A 15,692-nucleotide genomic window follows, 5' to 3' on the forward strand; every position below is an offset into this window, starting at 1 on the left:
GCAGCATGGTGGACTGGGTCAAGGGGCGTGCGGGAATCGGGGCGCTGGCCTGCTTCCTTGCGGCGGGTATGGCCGCCATCCCGCCGGCCATGGCACGGGACGTGACCGACATGGCGGGCACCACCCAGTCCGTGCCGGACCACCCGGCACGGATTGCCGATCTGTGGTTTGCCCATAACGAGCTGGTGCTCATGCTGGGGGGCGCGGGCCAGGTTGTCATGACCGTGGACCGCCCGCAGGCGCGGCCGTGGATGTATACCGTCTTTCCCGCGCTGTTTCAGGCGCGTGCCGTCAACGGGCCACAGGTCAATGCCGAGGCCCTGTTGCAGGACAGGGTCGATCTGGTCTTCGTGCCGGATGCCACGGCCACCATCACGGCTTTCCGTGGTGTAGGCGTGCCGACCCTTGTCGCTTCGTTCCGTGATGTGGACGGGCTGCTGCGGGTGGTGGATATGACCGCAACGGCGCTGGGCACCCCGCAGGCGCACGATACCGCCACCCGTTACCGCCAGATGATGATGCAGACCGTCAATGACGTGCGCGACCCCCTTGCGCATGTCACGGCGGCGGCACGGCCCCGTGTGCTGCATGTGCAGTCGCTCCACCCGCTGCGTGTGGATGGGGCGGACAGTATTGTGGATGAATGGATCACGCTTGCCGGTGGCCGCAATGCGGCAACGGGTGTGAGCGGGAACATGAAGCCCGTCTCCATCGAACAGGTGGCGGCATGGGACCCGGATGTGATCATCCTTGGCCCCGATAGCGGCCAGCCTGATGCCGGCATGCAGGCGACATGGCAGCACCTGCGCGCGGTGCGGGCGGGGCATGTGCACCAGAACCCCTCCGGTGTGTTTACATGGGACCGGTATGGCAGCGAACTGCCGCTCCAGATCCGCTGGGCGGCAAAGACCCTGCATCCCGAACTGTTTACCGATCTTGATCCCGTTGGCATGACGCGGGATTTCTACCGCACCTGGTTCCATTATGACCTGAGCACGGCACAGGCGCAGCAGATCCTTGCCGCCCAACCGCCCCAACCCCTGCCGCAGGCCCCGTCCGGTACGCATCCGTGAGCCTGCGCGCGCTGCTGGTGGGGGGGCTGTGCAGCGGGGGGCTGCTGGTCCTGGTGCTGGTTTCGGCCTGTGTCGGGCGGCTTGCGCTGCCTGCGGGGCAGGTGCTGCAGGCACTGCTGGCCCCGCAGGCCACTGGCGGCGGGGCGGAGATGGTGCATACCATCCTGTTCGGCGCGCGCCTGCCGCGTATTGGCGGGGCGGTGTGCGTGGGGGCGGCACTGTCGGTGGCGGGGGCGGCGTATCAGGCCGTGTTCCGCAACCCGCTGGTCTCGCCCGGGCTGCTGGGCGTGCTGGCGGGGGCAGGCACCGGGGCCGCGCTGGGCATTGTGTGGAATCTGGGGCATGGGGGTGTGGTCGGTCTGTCCTTCCTTGGCGGGCTGGTGGCCGTGGGCGTGGGCGTGGGGATTGCGCAGGTCTTCGATGCGACCTCGATGATGATGCTGGTCTTTGGCGGGCTGATCAGTTCGGCGCTGTTCACCGCATTGCTGTCGCTGCTCAAATACGTGGCGGACCCGCAGAACCAGCTGCCCGATATCGTGTTCTGGCTGCTGGGCAGCCTGACACAGGTCACACCGGGGGCATTGGGCGTGCTGGCCGGGCCGGTGGTGGCGGGAATCGTGCTGCTGTCCGCCTGTGGCCGGATGCTGGACGGGCTGGCCATGGGGGATGAGGAAGCGCGCACGCTGGGCATTCCGGTCGTGGCGCTGCGTTATGGGGTGATTGGTGGCGCCACGGTGCTGGCGGCGCTGACCGTATCGGTCGCGGGCATGATTGGCTGGGTTGGCCTGGTGGTGCCGCATGTGGCGCGCCTGCTGGTGGGGCCGTGCAACATGCGGGTGCTGCCGGTCAGCGCGTGTATTGGCGCGATGTTCCTGCTGGCCTGCGATGACCTGGCGCGCACCCTCTCGGCCGAGGAAATCCCCGTGGGCCTGATTGCCGACCTGCTGGGGGTGGTGGTGTTCATGGCGGTGCTGCCGCTGCTGCGGCGGGGGTGGCGGGCATGAGCGGCGGGGCCGGTGCCCTGCTGCGTATGGACCATGCGGGCTTTCACCGTGGCAGGCGGGGAGTGCTGCATGATCTGTCCTTTTCCATAAAACGGGGTGAACTTGTGGCCCTGCTGGGGCCGAATGGCGCGGGCAAGACCACGCTCCTGCGCCTGCTGCTGGGCCTTGTGCCGCCCGGCAGCGGGCAGGTCTGGCTGGAAGGCCGGCCCATGGCCACCTGGTCGCGGCGCGAGATCGCGCGCCGTATCGCCTATGTGCCGCAGGGGCATGTGCCGCTGTTTCCCTACAGCGTGCGGGACATCGTGGGCATGGGGCGGTTGGCGGAAACCCCCTTTGCCCCCCGCCTGCGGGAAGCCGATCGTGATGCGGTGGCCCATGCGCTGGGGGCACTGGCCATTGCCCATCTGGCGGACCGGGCCTATACCGACCTTTCGGGGGGCGAGCGGCAGGCCGTGCTGCTGGCGCGCGCCCTGGCGCAGGGGGCGGCCATCCTTGTGCTGGATGAACCGGAAACCGGGCTGGATTACGGGCAGAAGCAGCGGCTGTATGCCCTGCTGCGCAGGCTGGCGGGACAGGGGCATGCCGTTATCGCCACCACGCATGACCCGATCCAGGCAGCCTGTGTATTTGACCGCGCCATCCTGCTGCGCCATGGGCACGTCATGGCGGATGGCCCGGCGGCCGCCCTGCTTGGCCCCGCCATGCTGGAGCGGCTTTATGCCCCGATCTGAAAATCATCCGGGGACGCTTTTTCAGGAAGCTTCAAGGCATGCCGCCCTGTTGAAAAAAGACGGTAATCAGAAACGTCTAGAGACTGTCTGATAAGTCAGCGCATGATGGCGCTTTAAAAGAAAAGGAAGTTTCTGGTGAAGCTTTTTGCAAAAGCTTCGAAAAAAGGCGGCACCCAGAAACTTTTATCGTTTTTCATCAGGCGGCCGGACTGGCGCGCCTAGCGCCCCATGGGGTTGGTGTCGACGCGCACGGCCTTGCCCGTGCGGTCATAATACAGGATGGCGGTGCCGCGTTTTTCGGCATAGCCATCCGGTTCCCCCGTGGGTGTCCAGAACAGCAGGCGGTTCAGGTCCGGCTGTTCCTTTATCCTGTCGCCGTGCGGAATATAACGGTACTGGCTGTAATCCATGTGCAGCCGGGGCAGGGGCGGCCGCTTGGAAAGCTGGTGCATGGAGGCATGGCGCTGCGAGGCCTCGCCGGGGTCTTCGTTGCCTGCGTCGGCATGGCCACCTTCAGCCAGTGCTACGCCGGGCATCAGGCCCACGCACAGCCACCCCCACACCATCCACCGCCGCAACCTGATTGACATGAGCGCAGGCCCTTCCTTCGTTCCCCATAGCGGGGTCACCATCCTCCTTTTCCCGGCGCGACGCAATATCCCGCCCCGGCGCGGGATGCCCTTACTGGAAGGGCAGGTAGCGGAAGTCGAAGAAGATCTCGCTCAGGCTGGTGGTGGGCGCGCCCCCCATGCCACCCCATGTATGCACGCGCGAATAGGCCAGCTGCGTGCCCGCCTGCACCGTGCCGTACTGCCCGTGGATGAAGCGGTACCAGGCACCGATGGTAAACTCCTCCACCGAGCGGATGTTGGCGGTGCAGCCGCCCAGTGCCGCGGTGTTGAGGTCCGAGCCCTCCGTCATGCACCCGGTATTGTCCGCCAGCGGGTTGCCATAGCCATAGGCATTGCCGCCTTCGTCAAAATAGCTGCGGCCCGAACGCTGCATGCCGAAATAGCCGTATACGTCGAGCATCTTGTTGGGGTGCGCGATCACGCCAGCCGTGGTCTGGGCCGAGGACAGCAGGGCCGGCGCGCCGTTGGCACGCAGTGTCGCATCGGGCAGCAGCACCGAACCATAGCGCCCGATGCCCCGCCCCGTAAGCCCCGCCAGCCGCACTTCCAGCCGGTGCGGGATGACCGGCAGGATCATCGATCCGCCAACGCCCCAGGCAACGGCGGTATGGTTTTCACCCACGCCGTTTATGACCGAACGGTCATGCGGGAAGTGGACCACGCCTTCCACTTCGTAATGGCCCCAGTGGGGGTCCCATGCCAGTTTGCCGATCACGTCGGGCGCTATTTCGTTGGAATAGTTGGTGGTGGCGCTGCTCAGCCCCACGCCGTTGGACCCGATCTTGGCATACCCCCCGTTGGGCAGGGCGTATTCACCATTGCCCAGGTCATCGCCAAAGCCGGTGGTGTCATAGATCGTGGCCGGATTCTCGATGGACAGGCCCGTCCACAGCCGGTGCTGCAGGTAGTCCTTGACAATGCGCACCTGCCACTGCCGCGACCAGGTCTGGCCCGCCAGGATGGAGGATTCGATGGTTTCGGGCAGGCTTTCCTGACGGGGCACGATGCCCACGCGGTCAGGCGTGAGCATGGTCCAGGCCTGACCGATCAGGAAATGCGTGTTCGCGCGCGAATCATCCAGTGTCAGATAGGCCTGCCGCAGGCGGGGCACATAGGAATTGCTCTCATACGGGTTGGTGGTCTCGGCACTGGCGCCAAAATCGGTTTCCACGAATCCCGCTACGGTCAGGTGCGGATTGAGCTGCCCGCGCGCCATGAGCGAGAAGCGCGAATACCGCGCATCCCCATTGAAGTTCGTGGTGTGGAAGTTCGAGCTGTCACGGAAGGGAATGGCGTTCCAGTAATTGAATATGCCAGACGAGACCTGCCGGTTTTCCACCAGCGCCGCCGCATCGAAGAACCCGCCCAGGATGATGGAGACGGGACCAAGGTGGAACACCTTGCTGCCCAGCGCGCCGGCGGACTGCGCGCCCACCGTCTCGCGGTTGTGGGGGCCGACATTGTTGTTGGCCATGTGGGAGATCAGGTCTTCCTCCCGGTGGGCCACGACGGATTCCAGCGTCGGCTGGTCAACGGGTTCGAACGTGGCGGGGGCGGAACGGCCACCGATATGCGGCATGCGCCCGCGTGTTTCCATCTCCGCCCCGGTGCCGGCCACACTCATGGCGGTGGCATGGCCTTCGCTGGGTACCCAGCCGCCACGCACATGCCCGCCCGACCCGGTGACCTGCAGCGGATGGCCCGTGGCCGCGCTGCTGCCCCCCATCTGGGCGCGGTGACGGGCGATCTGCTGGCGCATGGCCATGAGATCGTTCTGGAGCGCCATCTGCTGCTGCTGCAGATGTTCCATCTGGCGTTCCATGATATCCAGCGATTCCGGATCATCATCGGCCCATGCCGCGCATGCGGGTGCCAGGAAGGAACACACCATCAGCATGCCTGCAATGCTGGCGCGCCGATGCATGGAAAAGGACGGAATCCGCATTTAAGGTCAGGAGGCCCCACGGTTAGGTTTCAGACTATATATGTCAAAACATTTCCGGATAAACAGGTAAATAATATTTTCTTTTAAGAATGCCCGGGTCCATGGCCCGTCCCGTCCATTCTTCCTGTCCGGGGCCGTGGGCAGCCCCGCGTGGTGGCGTTACATGACGTGGTGTTACACGACATCCGGGCGGCGGGCGGTCATGGCATGGACCGCGTCGTGCCAGAACAGGTCCTCTGGCGCGGGGGTGACGGTGCCGTTGTCCACCGGGCCAAAACCCGCGCGCGCCAGCAGGGTTTCCAGCATGCGGCGGCGGTCGGTTTCATCCAGCGCCTGCCACAGGGCGGTGGCCTTGTGCGGTATGAAGCGCGTGCCGGATGTCAGGATGATCAGGCCGCCGGGCTGCAGCACGCGGGCTGCCTCGCGCAGCAGGGCCACGGGCTGGCGCAGGTAGGGGGCCACGTCGCACAGCAGCACGGCATCCATGCTTTCATCGGCCAGCGGCAGCTCGGGGGTCTCGTTCAGGTCTTCCACCACGCGGTCGGTCAGGCGGGTGTTGCTGTCCAGCGCCTGGGCATTCACGCCAATGCCGATCACGCTGCCGAATTCCATATCGGGCGGCAGGTGGCTGTCGGGACCGGCCATAAGGTCAAGGATGTCGCCGCCCTCGGGCAGCAGGGTGCGGTACAGCGCGGTGATGGCGGCCTGCGCGCCCTGGTCCAGCATGGGGCCGGCGGGTCTGCGCGAATAGAATGCCGTGTCGGATTCCCCCGATGCGGCAGTAAAGGATTGCGGGTGGAACCCGTGCAGGTCATTCATGGATGTGCCAGACAGTACAGATGAAACAACGCCCGATTGGGGGGCGTATTATCATGCGCCCGCGCATGTGTGACAGGAGAAAAACAGATGGCCCGCATGATCCATTCCATGATCCGCGTGCGTGACGCGGCGGCAAGCCTTGCCTTTTATGAAACGGCCTTTGGCCTGACGGTGGCCGACCGGCTTGTTTTTGACACCTTTACCCTTATCTACCTGTCCAATGACGAACAGACATTCGAACTGGAACTGACCGTAAACCACGACCGGACCGCGCCCTATGACCTGGGGGATGGCTATGGCCATCTGGCGGTGTCGGTTGCGGATGTGGACGCGGAACATGCACGCCTTACCGCCGCGGGCCTGTCACCGCTTGCGGTGAAGGACATGTCGTGCGGGGAGCGGTTCGTGGGCCGGTTCTTCTTCGTGACCGACCCCGACGGCTACCGGATCGAGGTCCTGCAGCGCGGCAGGCCGGGGCGTTTTGTCTGATCGGGCTTGCAAGCGGGCGCCTGTGGTGCCATCCCGCTCGCAAACGGGGGCGGCTTGGCCTTATACAGGACGGATGATGACCGGTTTTCTCAAGATGCACGGGCTTGGCAATGACTTCGTGGTGGTGGATGAACGCACCCATCGCCATGATCTTACACCCGCGCGTATCGCCGCCCTGTGTGACCGGCATACGGGCATTGGCTGTGACCAGTTCGTGACCCTGCGCCCGGCCTGCGCCGAAGGGGCGGATGTGTTCGTACGCTTCTTCAATGCCGATGGTTCGGAATCCGGCGCGTGTGGCAATGCCTCACGCTGCGTGGCCGACCTTGTGGCGCGGGAGAGCGGGCGGGCGCAGGTCGGGTTGCAGACGCGCGCGGGCGTGCTGTCCGCCACCCTTGTGCGCCCGGGCGTGGTAACGGTGGACATGGGCGTGCCCGCGCAGGGCTGGGCCGATGTGCCGCTGGCCGAAGCCATGGATACGCTTCACCTGCCCATGGCGGGTGACCCGGCGGCCGTCTCCATGGGCAACCCGCACGCCACGTTCTTCCTGCCCGCGCCCGACGGCATGGACCCGTGTGTTGCGGGGCCGGAACTGGAACACCACCCCCTGTTCCCCCAGCGCGCCAACATTGGCTTTGCGCATGTCACGTCGCGCGGGTCCATGCGCCTGCGGGTGTGGGAACGCGGCAGCGGGCTGACGCGGGCCTGCGGTTCGGGCGCGTGCGCCGCCGTGGTCAACGCCGTGCGGCGCGGGCTGGTGGACCGTACCTGCACGGTGGAAATGGATGGGGGCAAACTGGAAATCACATGGCGTGGCGATGATGGCCATGTGCTCATGACCGGCCCGGCCACCACCAGCTTTACCGGCACGTTCAGCCCGGAAGACTACCCCCGATGAAGAAGCCGGAAATCCTGACCTTCGGCTGCCGCCTCAACACCTATGAGAGCGAGGTGATGCGCAGCCATGCCGCAGGGCTGGACAATGTGGTGATCGTGAACACCTGCGCGGTGACGGGCGAGGCGGAGCGACAGGCGCGCCAGGCCGTGCGCCGCGCCCATCGCGAACGCCCTGACGCGCGCATTGTGGTAACCGGCTGCGCCGCCCAGATCGACCCCGAACGCTGGGCGGCCCTGCCCGGTGTGACCCGCGTGCTGGGCAACCGTGAAAAGCTGGAGGCCGCAAGCTGGAGCGAGATGGCGCTGGGGCAGGGCAATGCCGTGTCCGACATCATGGCCGCGCGCGAGACAGCACCCCATCTGGTGACCGAGTTCGCGGGCCGCACCCGTGCGTTCGTGGAGGTGCAGCAGGGCTGTGACCATCGCTGCACCTTCTGCATCATCCCCTTCGGGCGCGGGCCGTCACGCTCGGTGCCGGTCGGTGCGGTGGTGGAACAGGTGCGCGCCCTTGTGCAGTCCGGCTACCGCGAAGTGGTGCTGACGGGGGTGGACATCACCTCATGGGGCGGCGACCTGCCGGGCAGGCCGCTGCTGGGGCAGCTGTGCCGCAGGCTGCTTGCCCTGGTGCCGGAACTGGAGCGGCTGCGCCTGTCCTCGGTCGATCCGGTGGAAATTGATGAGGATATCTGGAAGCTGCTGGAAGCCGAGCCGCGCTTCATGCCCTATCTGCACCTGTCGCTGCAGGCGGGGAGTGACATCATCCTCAAGCGCATGAAGCGCCGGCATCTGACAGCGGATGCGGCAGGTGTGGTGGCGCGGGCGCGGGCGCTGCGGCCCGATATTGGCATCGGGGCGGACATCATCGCCGGTTTCCCGACCGAGGATGAGGAACTGTTCGCGCAGACACTCGCTTTTGTACGGGACAACGCACTGCCCTACCTGCATGTCTTTCCCTATAGTGAGCGGCCGGGCACGCCCGCGGCCCGCATGCCCGCCATTGCGGTGCCCGCGCGCAGGGAACGCGCGGCCCGGCTGCGGGCCGCGGGGGCGGAGGCGGCGCGGGCCTTCCATACTCGCCTGCTGGGGCAATCCCTGCGCGTATTGATGGAAACGGACACGGCGGGCCATTCCGAGGAATTTGCCCCCGTCAGGCTGGTGGACGACGCGGTGTCCGTGGCCGGGCGCATCGAGACGGTGCGGCCGGTGGCGGTTGACGATAACGGACTGGTTGCGGAAATTCTCTGATATGGCTCTTGGCTTCTTCTCACGGCTCAAGGCGGGACTGTCCCGCTCCACCCAGAAACTCAGCGGCGGCATTACCGCCGTGTTCACCCGGCGCAAGCTGGATGACGAGGCGCTGGAGGAACTTGAGGACCTGCTGATCTCCGCCGACCTGGGTCCCAGCGTGGCCGAAAAGGTGATCGACTCCTTCCGCCGCGCCAAATTCGGCAAGGAAGTGACGGATGAGGAAGTGCGCGCCGCCCTGGCGGAGGAGATTGCCAATATCCTCCAGCCCGTCGCCATTCCGTTTGAACCTGATCCGAAGCACAAGCCGCATGTGGTGCTTGTGGTGGGGGTGAACGGCACGGGCAAGACCACCACCATCGGCAAGATGGCCCGCTTTTATGGGGAGCAGGGCAAGAAGGTGATGATGGTGGCGGGCGATACCTTCCGCGCCGCAGCCGTCGAGCAGTTACAGGTATGGGGCGAGCGCACGGGGGCGCCCGTGATCGCGGGCAGGCCCAATGCCGATGCGGCGGGGCTGGCGTTCGAGGCGCTCAAGCGCGCCACCGCGGAACAGGCCGACCTGCTGCTGGTTGATACGGCCGGCCGCCTGCACAACAAGAGCGCGCTGATGGAGGAACTGGCCAAGATCATCCGCGTCATGCGCAAGTTTGACGAAACAGCACCCCATTCCGTGCTGCTGGTGCTGGATGCCACCACCGGGCAGAACGCGGTGGAACAGGTGCGGGTGTTCAAGGAACTGGTCAACGTGACCGGGCTGGTCGTGACCAAGCTGGATGGCTCGGCCCGCGGCGGTATTGTGGTGGCGCTGGCCGATGCGTTCGGCCTGCCGGTGCATCTGGTGGGCGTGGGCGAGCAGGCGGACGACCTGCGTCCCTTCTCCGCCGAGGCGTTTGCCAGGGGACTGGTGGGCGACAGCATAAAAGTCATCGAGCGTGATGACGCGCAGTCCGCACCCGACGGACAGGCGGCGGGCAGCGAGCAGCCCCCCGCGCATCAGGGCTGAGGGTCGGCCTGACAGCGCGCCCAGAAGTGCGTGGCAGGGCAGAGGGAAGTTTTTGGCGAAGCTTTTTTCAAAAAGCTTCGGGGAACGCCGCCTTTTTGGGGAAAAGTGGCGCCCGGAAACCTTTGTTCCGTATCCGCGCACCCTGACAGGCAGGTCTGGAGGCATGATCATGACGATATCGCAATCCCTTCTTTCCTTCGCGCTCACCGCGTTTGTCATGGCCATTACGCCGGGACTGGATACCGCGCTGGTGCTGCGCACGGCCACTACGGCAGGGCGGGAAAAAGCGGTGCTGGCGGCCCTTGGCGTGGTATGTGGCTGCCTTGCATGGGGTGTGGCGGTGGCCACCGGGCTGGGGGCGCTGCTGGCGGCTTCCCGCCCGGCATTTGATGCCATCAGGATAACGGGTGCGGCCTATCTGTTATGGGCCGGGGGCAGGATGCTCCTGTTTCCCCGCCGTGATGGCAGCCAGCTGGCTGGCGCGGTGCCGGATGGCGGGCGGCATGGTTATTTCCTGCGCGGGATGCTGCAGAACCTGCTCAACCCCAAGGTGGGGGTTTTCTATATTTCCTTCCTGCCGCAGTTCGTGCCCGGCAACGTGCAGGCAGGGCCTTACCTTTTCCTGCTTTCGGGCCTGCAGGCGGCCCTGAGCTGCGGATGGCTGGTCCTGGTAGCGTTTACCGGCCATTCCCTTGGCCGCCTGCTGCGGCGCGCGTCCATCATGCGGGCCATGGACCGGTTGACCGGATGCGTGTTCATAGGCTTCGGTCTCAGGCTCGGCCTTTCACGCGGCTGAGAAACTGATGAAATGAAGCGCATTGATGGGAAATGAAGATTTTTGGTGCCAGCTTTTTGAAAAAAGGCAACGTTTCCTGAGGCTTTCTGAAAAAAGCCTCACCCAGGACGCCCTTATGGCGGACCCTCCCCGAGGGCATGAACACTGGCCATGAAAAAAGGGACCACCTGGGGGTGATCCCTTTTCCTCCGGACCGTGGCGGCCTGCCGCAGGTCAGATCGGCATGGCGCGGTCAAACACGCTTTCCAGCGCCATGATACCCGGCAGGGTCTTGCCTTCCAGCCACTCCAGAAAGGCACCGCCAGCGCTGGAGATGTAGGAGATGTGCTTTTCCACCCCCGCATGGCGCAGGGCGGAGACCGTGTCCCCGCCACCGGCAATGCTTTTCAGCACGCCCGCATCGGTCAGCCTTGCCACTTCCTTTGCCACGGCATTGGTCGCGGTATCGAAGGGCGGGATCTCGAACGCACCCAGCGGGCCGTTCCAGACCAGGGTCTTCAGGGTGGTGATCTTCTGGTTGATCAGCATCACCGTCTCCGGCCCTACGTCCAGTACCATCGCATCGGCCGGGATGGCGCTGATGGCTACCGTGCGGGTCGGCACATTGGCCTGGAAGTCGGTCGCGGTCACGGCATCGACCGGCAGTACGATCTCGCAGCCCTTTTCCCTTGCCTTGGCCATGATGGCGCGCGCGGTGTCGTGCATGTCCGCTTCCTGCAGCGAACGGCCGACATTCACGCCCTGTGCGGCAAGGAAGGTGTTGGCCATGGCCCCGCCGATGATCAGCATGTCCACTTTTTCAAGCAGGTTGCCGATCAGGTCGAGCTTGGTCGAGATCTTGGCCCCCCCCACGATCGCGCCCACCGGGCGCGCGGGGTTTTCCAGCGCGATGTTGAGCGCGTTGAGTTCCGTCTCCATAAGTCGCCCGGCAAAGGACGGCAGCAGGCGGGCCACGCCCTCGGTCGAGGCATGGGCACGGTGGGCGGCCGAGAAGGCATCGTTCACGTAGTAATCGGCCAGGGCCGCGAACCCCTTGGCCAGTTCGGGATCGTTCTGCTCCTCACCGGGGTAGAAGCGGGTGTTTTCCAGCACCACCACGTCACCGTCCTGCATGGCGTCCACGGCCTGCTGCGCCTTGGGGCCGATGCAGTCATCGACAAAGGTGACCGGGCGGCCCAGCGCGTCACCCAGCGCGTCGGCAATGGGGCCAAGCGACATTTCGGGCACGCGCTGGCCCTTCGGGCGGTCGAAGTGACTGACCACGATCACCCTGGCACCCTTCTGCGCCAGTTCCTGTATGGTGGGCAGCAGGCGGATGATCCGTGTCGCATCGGTGATCTGCCGGTTGCGCACGGGCACGTTCAGGTCGGCGCGCAGGAGTACCTTCTTGCCGGTGGCATCAAGGCTGTCCAGCGTCTTGAATGAAGCGGCGGCCATTACAGTGCCCCGAACACGGCGGCCGTGTCGGCCATGCGGTTGGAGAAGCCCCATTCGTTGTCATACCAGCTGCAGATGCGCACCAGCCGGCCCCCATCGATCACCGCCGTCTGGGTGGCATCAAAGGTGGAGGACGCGATGGAGTGGTTGAAATCCGTGCTGACCAGCGGTGCCGTGTTGTAGGCAAGGATGCCCTTGAGCGGCCCGGATTCGGACGCCTTGCGCACGGCTTCGTTCACCGCCTCGACGGAAGCGGGGGCGGTCTTGGGCACGAAGTCCAGCGAGACGAGCGAGACATTGGGCGTGGGCACGCGGATGGCGGTGCCGTCCAGCTTGCCCTTGAGGTGCGGCAGCACCAGCCCCACGGCGCGCGCGGCCCCGGTGGAGGTCGGGATCATGTTCAGCGCCGCCCCGCGTGCGCGGCGCAGGTCCTTGTGCAGGGTGTCCACCGTGCGCTGGTCGCCGGTATAGGAATGGATGGTGACCATGTAGCCGCATTCGATGCCGAATGCGTCATCCAGCACCTTGGCCACCGGGGCCAGGCAGTTGGTGGTGCACGAGGCATTGGAGATGACGGTCATGTCCGGTGTCAGCACGTCCTGGTTCACGCCGAACACGATGGTGGCATCCACGCCCGACGCGGGGGCGGAGACGATTACCTTGCGCGCGCCCGCCTTGATCAGCTGGGCGGCCTTTTCCTTGTCCGTGAAGCGGCCGGTGCATTCCATGGCCACATCAACGCCCTGGAAGGGGACCTTTGTCGGGTCGGCCTCGGCCGAGACGGTGATGGGGGCGTAGGTGCGGCCATTGGCGGTGATGATGATCTGGTTGCCATTCACCTTCACATCGGCGGGGAACCGGCCGTGCACGCTGTCATAGGACAGCAGGTGTGCGTTGTCTTCCACGCTGCCGAGGTCATTGATGGCAACGGGCACGACATCCGTGCGCCCGCTTTCGATAATGCCACGCAGCACGAGGCGACCAATGCGACCAAAACCGTTTATTGCGACTTTAACAGCCATTTTCTTATTTTCTCCGTAAGGGTCAGACATGTTCACACACTGGCATCGACCGATGCCATTCCGGGTGGAGGCGCGCCGTTTCCTCCCGCGGTTCCAGGCAGGGTGTCGGACAGGGGGGCGAGCAGCCGCATGGCATCGCGGCAGATCCGTTCCGGCGTGATGTCAGCCGGGCTGCCGGGCTGGTCCGGGGATGCCCCGAACCCGTCAATGCCAACGAAAATTCCGTCTGCGCCAAGCCAGCGTTCCCATCCAAACCCCGATGCGGCCTCTATCCCGATCCGGGGTGCCGTTCCCAGCACGGCAGCACGATACGTCATTTTTTGGGCGGCGAACAGTTCCCAGCATGGAAGGGATACGACAGCCGCGGCAATCCCCGCTTCCTTCAGCAGTTTGCGCGCGGCCAGCGCCATGATCGCCTCATGCCCCGTGGCGACCAGCGTTACCTGCCGTGGTCCCTGTGCCTCGGCCAGCACATAGCCGCCGCGCGCGCACAGGTTGGTTAGCCCGTGCAGTTCGCGCTCGGGCGCGGGGGCGGACAGGATGGGGGTGGATTCCAGCGTCAGCAGGCTTGGCCCGGTGGTGCGGCGCAGCGCCAGTTCCAGGCATTCCATGGTCTCGCGGTGGTCGGCGGGACGGAAAACCGCCATATTGGGCATGGCGCGCAGGCTGGCAAGCTGTTCCACCGGGCGCCAGCCGCCCGTGTTGTCGCCGCTGAGCATGTTGTCATCGGTCAGCAGGTAGATCACCTGCTGGTCGGTCATGGCGGCGTAGCGCAGGGCGGGGCGCATGCGGTCCACCGCGATGATGGTGGATGCCCCGAAGGCCAGCAGCCCGCCATGCAGCGCAATACCATTCAGCAGGGCCGCCATGCCATGGACCTGGGTGCCGCAGTTCAGCTCTGCCTCGCCACTGCTGCGCCGGTGGGCCGACAGGTCGGCCAGCATGCCCTGGCGTGAACGCAGGCAGATCAGTTCGGGCAGGAGTTCATGCAGTGTCTCGAGTCCGCGCCGCGCGGCGAAGGCGGGGGAAACCCGGGCAATGGCCGTCCCTTCCTCGCGCCAGGTACGCTGCCAGTCGGGTTGCCAGAAGGCGGGGCGCTGGTTGCGGGCCATGCGCTCGAATTCCGCCTTCTGCCGGTCCTTGAGCAGCCGCCGCAGCCACGAACGCCGGGCGCTGGCGCCGCGCCGCGCGGCACCCGCCCACAGGCCCGGATCATCGACAAAGGGGGGCTGTGGCCCGGTTTCGGCGGTGGCGATGCAGGCGATCAGGCAGGGTTTGTGCGTGCGTTGGGAAGAAGCGATGGCGGTTGCGATCTGTTCGGGATTGCCCGCATCCACCTTGCGCACGGACCAGCCCGATGCACTGTAGCGTGGCAGGATGGCGTCCACCTGTTCGCGTTCGCTGTGCCACAGGCCCACCACCAGTGTCACGCGGTCCAGCGTCATTTCCCCCGCCAGCGCCGCCGTTTCCAGCGCCACCCCGGTGGAGAGTTCCGTCCAGCATCCCAGCGCCCAGATGCGGTGGTTGACCAGCGAGCGGCCAAAACGGGCCGCCAGCCTGTGTTCGGCCAGCGCCATGCCGATGGCCGCCCCCAGCCCCTGCCCGTTGGGGCCGCAGGCCTGGCGTTCATGGGGCGGGGTGTCGGGGTGGGCGCCGTGCGGGGGCAGGGGGGCCTGCCCGGACAGTTCGGCCATGATGGTGGGCAGCACGCGGTAGCGCGGGGAGGAGACGACAAAGCGGTCGCGGTCCGGCCATTCCGGGCTTGCGGGGTCGAAGCGCAGGAAGCGACTCCACAGCACAGCGCAGAAACCGGCCATGACCCGCGCATGCGGGGCATAGCGCCGGTCGGGTTCATGTACGCCAATGGCGTGGCGGATTGCCGTTATCAGGCGTTCGGGCATGCTGGGGGCGGCCGGGGGGCCACCATCGGGCAGGGAAGCACAGGCTTGATCTTCTGGCATCGGCATCGTCCATATGTCGGGGCAGGATCGCTTGGAGCCGCCTGGCCTGTACTACTGCGCCGCGCGCATGGCGGCAACATTGCAGCGCTGCCCACTATGCCCGGCGGGGGCGATACTGTATCTGTAGCGGGCCATGCACCCTCCCCGCGCCCGCCCCGCCCGCCGTGCCCTTCTTGCCGCCGCCCTGTGCCTGCCGGTGCTGGGCGGGTGCGCGCTGGTCAGCCAGAAAACCTTCAACCGCCATGCGGGCGACCCGCCCCGCCTGCCCCAGGCGCCACCGCCGCCCGTGCCGGGCATGGACCGTCCGGCGCTGGTGACCATCGTGGCCGGTACGCCACAAAGCCAGTGGCGCCCGGCGGTTATGGCCGCCGTGACCGATGCGCTGGCGCGCAAGCCCAATGCCCTGTTCACCATTGTCGTCAACGTGCCCGACAGGGCGGACGGCACGCCGGGCGACCTGAGCGGCGTGGTGGCGGCCAGCGGCCAGCCGGTGCTCCAGGCGGTCATGGATGCGGGTGCGGGGGGCAGCCAGACCGAGATGGATGCCCGTACCATCTCCTCCGGCAGTGCAATGCAGGTCTGCATCTACGTCGAGTAGCCGAATGCGGTTTTGCAATTACCGCCTCCCTCATGCC

The 15,692-nt window shown here is 65.9% G+C and carries 15 protein-coding genes; 9 read left to right on the forward strand and 6 right to left on the reverse strand.

The features are described 5' to 3' along the window. Positions 1-5 precede the first annotated feature (5 nt). From GWK63_RS02890 to GWK63_RS02900, 3 genes are read left to right on the forward strand one after another with little or no spacing between them, the layout of a single operon-like run. Complete coding sequence (locus GWK63_RS02890) at positions 6-1,073, forward strand: ABC transporter substrate-binding protein (protein WP_112209877.1); 1,068 nt, start codon at positions 6-8, stop codon at positions 1,071-1,073. After that, entirely contained in the window at positions 1,070-2,077 is a 1,008-nt protein-coding gene (locus tag GWK63_RS02895) for a FecCD family ABC transporter permease (RefSeq protein WP_007399004.1), read from the forward strand. The genes GWK63_RS02890 and GWK63_RS02895 overlap by 4 nt, the downstream gene beginning before the upstream one ends. Beyond that, the gene (locus tag GWK63_RS02900) at positions 2,074-2,808 is read left to right on the forward strand and encodes an ABC transporter ATP-binding protein (protein WP_039999297.1); all 735 of its coding nucleotides are present in this window, start codon (positions 2,074-2,076) and stop codon (positions 2,806-2,808) included. The genes GWK63_RS02895 and GWK63_RS02900 overlap by 4 nt, the downstream gene beginning before the upstream one ends. Positions 2,809-3,026: 218 nt before the next feature. Here the strand turns inward: GWK63_RS02900 and GWK63_RS02905 are convergent, their stop codons facing one another. The 3 genes from GWK63_RS02905 to GWK63_RS02915 all read right to left on the reverse strand — a co-directional run bounded on the left by GWK63_RS02905 (position 3,027) and on the right by GWK63_RS02915 (position 6,204). After that, the gene (locus GWK63_RS02905; protein WP_007399006.1) at positions 3,027-3,374 is read right to left on the reverse strand and encodes a hypothetical protein; all 348 of its coding nucleotides are present in this window, start codon (positions 3,372-3,374) and stop codon (positions 3,027-3,029) included. A gap of 115 nt (positions 3,375-3,489) precedes the next feature. Next, the gene (locus tag GWK63_RS02910) at positions 3,490-5,385 is read right to left on the reverse strand and encodes a hypothetical protein (RefSeq protein WP_039999299.1); all 1,896 of its coding nucleotides are present in this window, start codon (positions 5,383-5,385) and stop codon (positions 3,490-3,492) included. Between the two features lie 174 nt (positions 5,386-5,559). After that, positions 5,560-6,204 carry a class I SAM-dependent methyltransferase gene (locus tag GWK63_RS02915; protein ID WP_007399009.1) on the reverse strand — a complete coding sequence of 215 codons (645 nt, stop codon included), beginning with the start codon at positions 6,202-6,204 and terminating at the stop codon, positions 5,560-5,562. A gap of 87 nt (positions 6,205-6,291) precedes the next feature. Here GWK63_RS02915 and GWK63_RS02920 point away from each other — a divergent pair, with 87 nt between their 5' ends. From GWK63_RS02920 to GWK63_RS02940, 5 genes are all read left to right on the forward strand, one after another. Then, entirely contained in the window at positions 6,292-6,693 is a 402-nt protein-coding gene (locus tag GWK63_RS02920; protein WP_007399011.1) for a VOC family protein, read from the forward strand. 73 nt (positions 6,694-6,766) lie between these two features. Next, positions 6,767-7,591: a diaminopimelate epimerase gene (gene dapF / locus GWK63_RS02925; protein ID WP_007399012.1), complete on the forward strand. Its 825-nt coding sequence runs from the start codon at positions 6,767-6,769 to the stop codon at positions 7,589-7,591. Next, complete coding sequence (gene mtaB, locus GWK63_RS02930) at positions 7,588-8,835, forward strand: tRNA (N(6)-L-threonylcarbamoyladenosine(37)-C(2))-methylthiotransferase MtaB (RefSeq protein ID WP_099963267.1); 1,248 nt, start codon at positions 7,588-7,590, stop codon at positions 8,833-8,835. The genes dapF and mtaB overlap by 4 nt, the downstream gene beginning before the upstream one ends. Position 8,836: 1 nt before the next feature. Then, positions 8,837-9,841 carry a signal recognition particle-docking protein FtsY gene (gene ftsY, locus GWK63_RS02935; protein WP_007399013.1) on the forward strand — a complete coding sequence of 335 codons (1,005 nt, stop codon included), beginning with the start codon at positions 8,837-8,839 and terminating at the stop codon, positions 9,839-9,841. A 169-nt stretch (positions 9,842-10,010) separates the two neighbouring features. Next, positions 10,011-10,637 carry a LysE family translocator gene (locus tag GWK63_RS02940; protein ID WP_039999322.1) on the forward strand — a complete coding sequence of 209 codons (627 nt, stop codon included), beginning with the start codon at positions 10,011-10,013 and terminating at the stop codon, positions 10,635-10,637. A gap of 213 nt (positions 10,638-10,850) precedes the next feature. Here the strand turns inward: GWK63_RS02940 and GWK63_RS02945 are convergent, their stop codons facing one another. The 3 genes from GWK63_RS02945 to GWK63_RS02955 are packed head-to-tail and all read right to left on the reverse strand — an operon-like array spanning position 10,851 to position 15,057. Continuing rightward, positions 10,851-12,074 carry a phosphoglycerate kinase gene (locus tag GWK63_RS02945; RefSeq protein WP_007399016.1) on the reverse strand — a complete coding sequence of 408 codons (1,224 nt, stop codon included), beginning with the start codon at positions 12,072-12,074 and terminating at the stop codon, positions 10,851-10,853. Further along, positions 12,074-13,096 (reverse strand): type I glyceraldehyde-3-phosphate dehydrogenase, encoded by a 1,023-nt coding sequence (gene gap / locus GWK63_RS02950; protein WP_034928996.1) that lies wholly within the window; start codon positions 13,094-13,096, stop codon positions 12,074-12,076. The genes GWK63_RS02945 and gap overlap by 1 nt, the downstream gene beginning before the upstream one ends. A 32-nt stretch (positions 13,097-13,128) precedes the next feature. Next, entirely contained in the window at positions 13,129-15,057 is a 1,929-nt protein-coding gene (locus tag GWK63_RS02955) for a transketolase-like TK C-terminal-containing protein (protein WP_007399018.1), read from the reverse strand. 133 nt (positions 15,058-15,190) lie between these two features. Between GWK63_RS02955 and GWK63_RS02960 the strand changes: the two genes are divergently transcribed. After that, positions 15,191-15,655 carry a hypothetical protein gene (locus tag GWK63_RS02960; protein ID WP_034928999.1) on the forward strand — a complete coding sequence of 155 codons (465 nt, stop codon included), beginning with the start codon at positions 15,191-15,193 and terminating at the stop codon, positions 15,653-15,655. The last annotated feature ends 37 nt before the right edge of the window (positions 15,656-15,692 follow it).

Origin of the sequence: Komagataeibacter rhaeticus, from assembly GCF_011611525.1 — a bacterium.
In the GTDB taxonomy this organism is placed as follows: domain Bacteria; phylum Pseudomonadota; class Alphaproteobacteria; order Acetobacterales; family Acetobacteraceae; genus Komagataeibacter; species Komagataeibacter rhaeticus.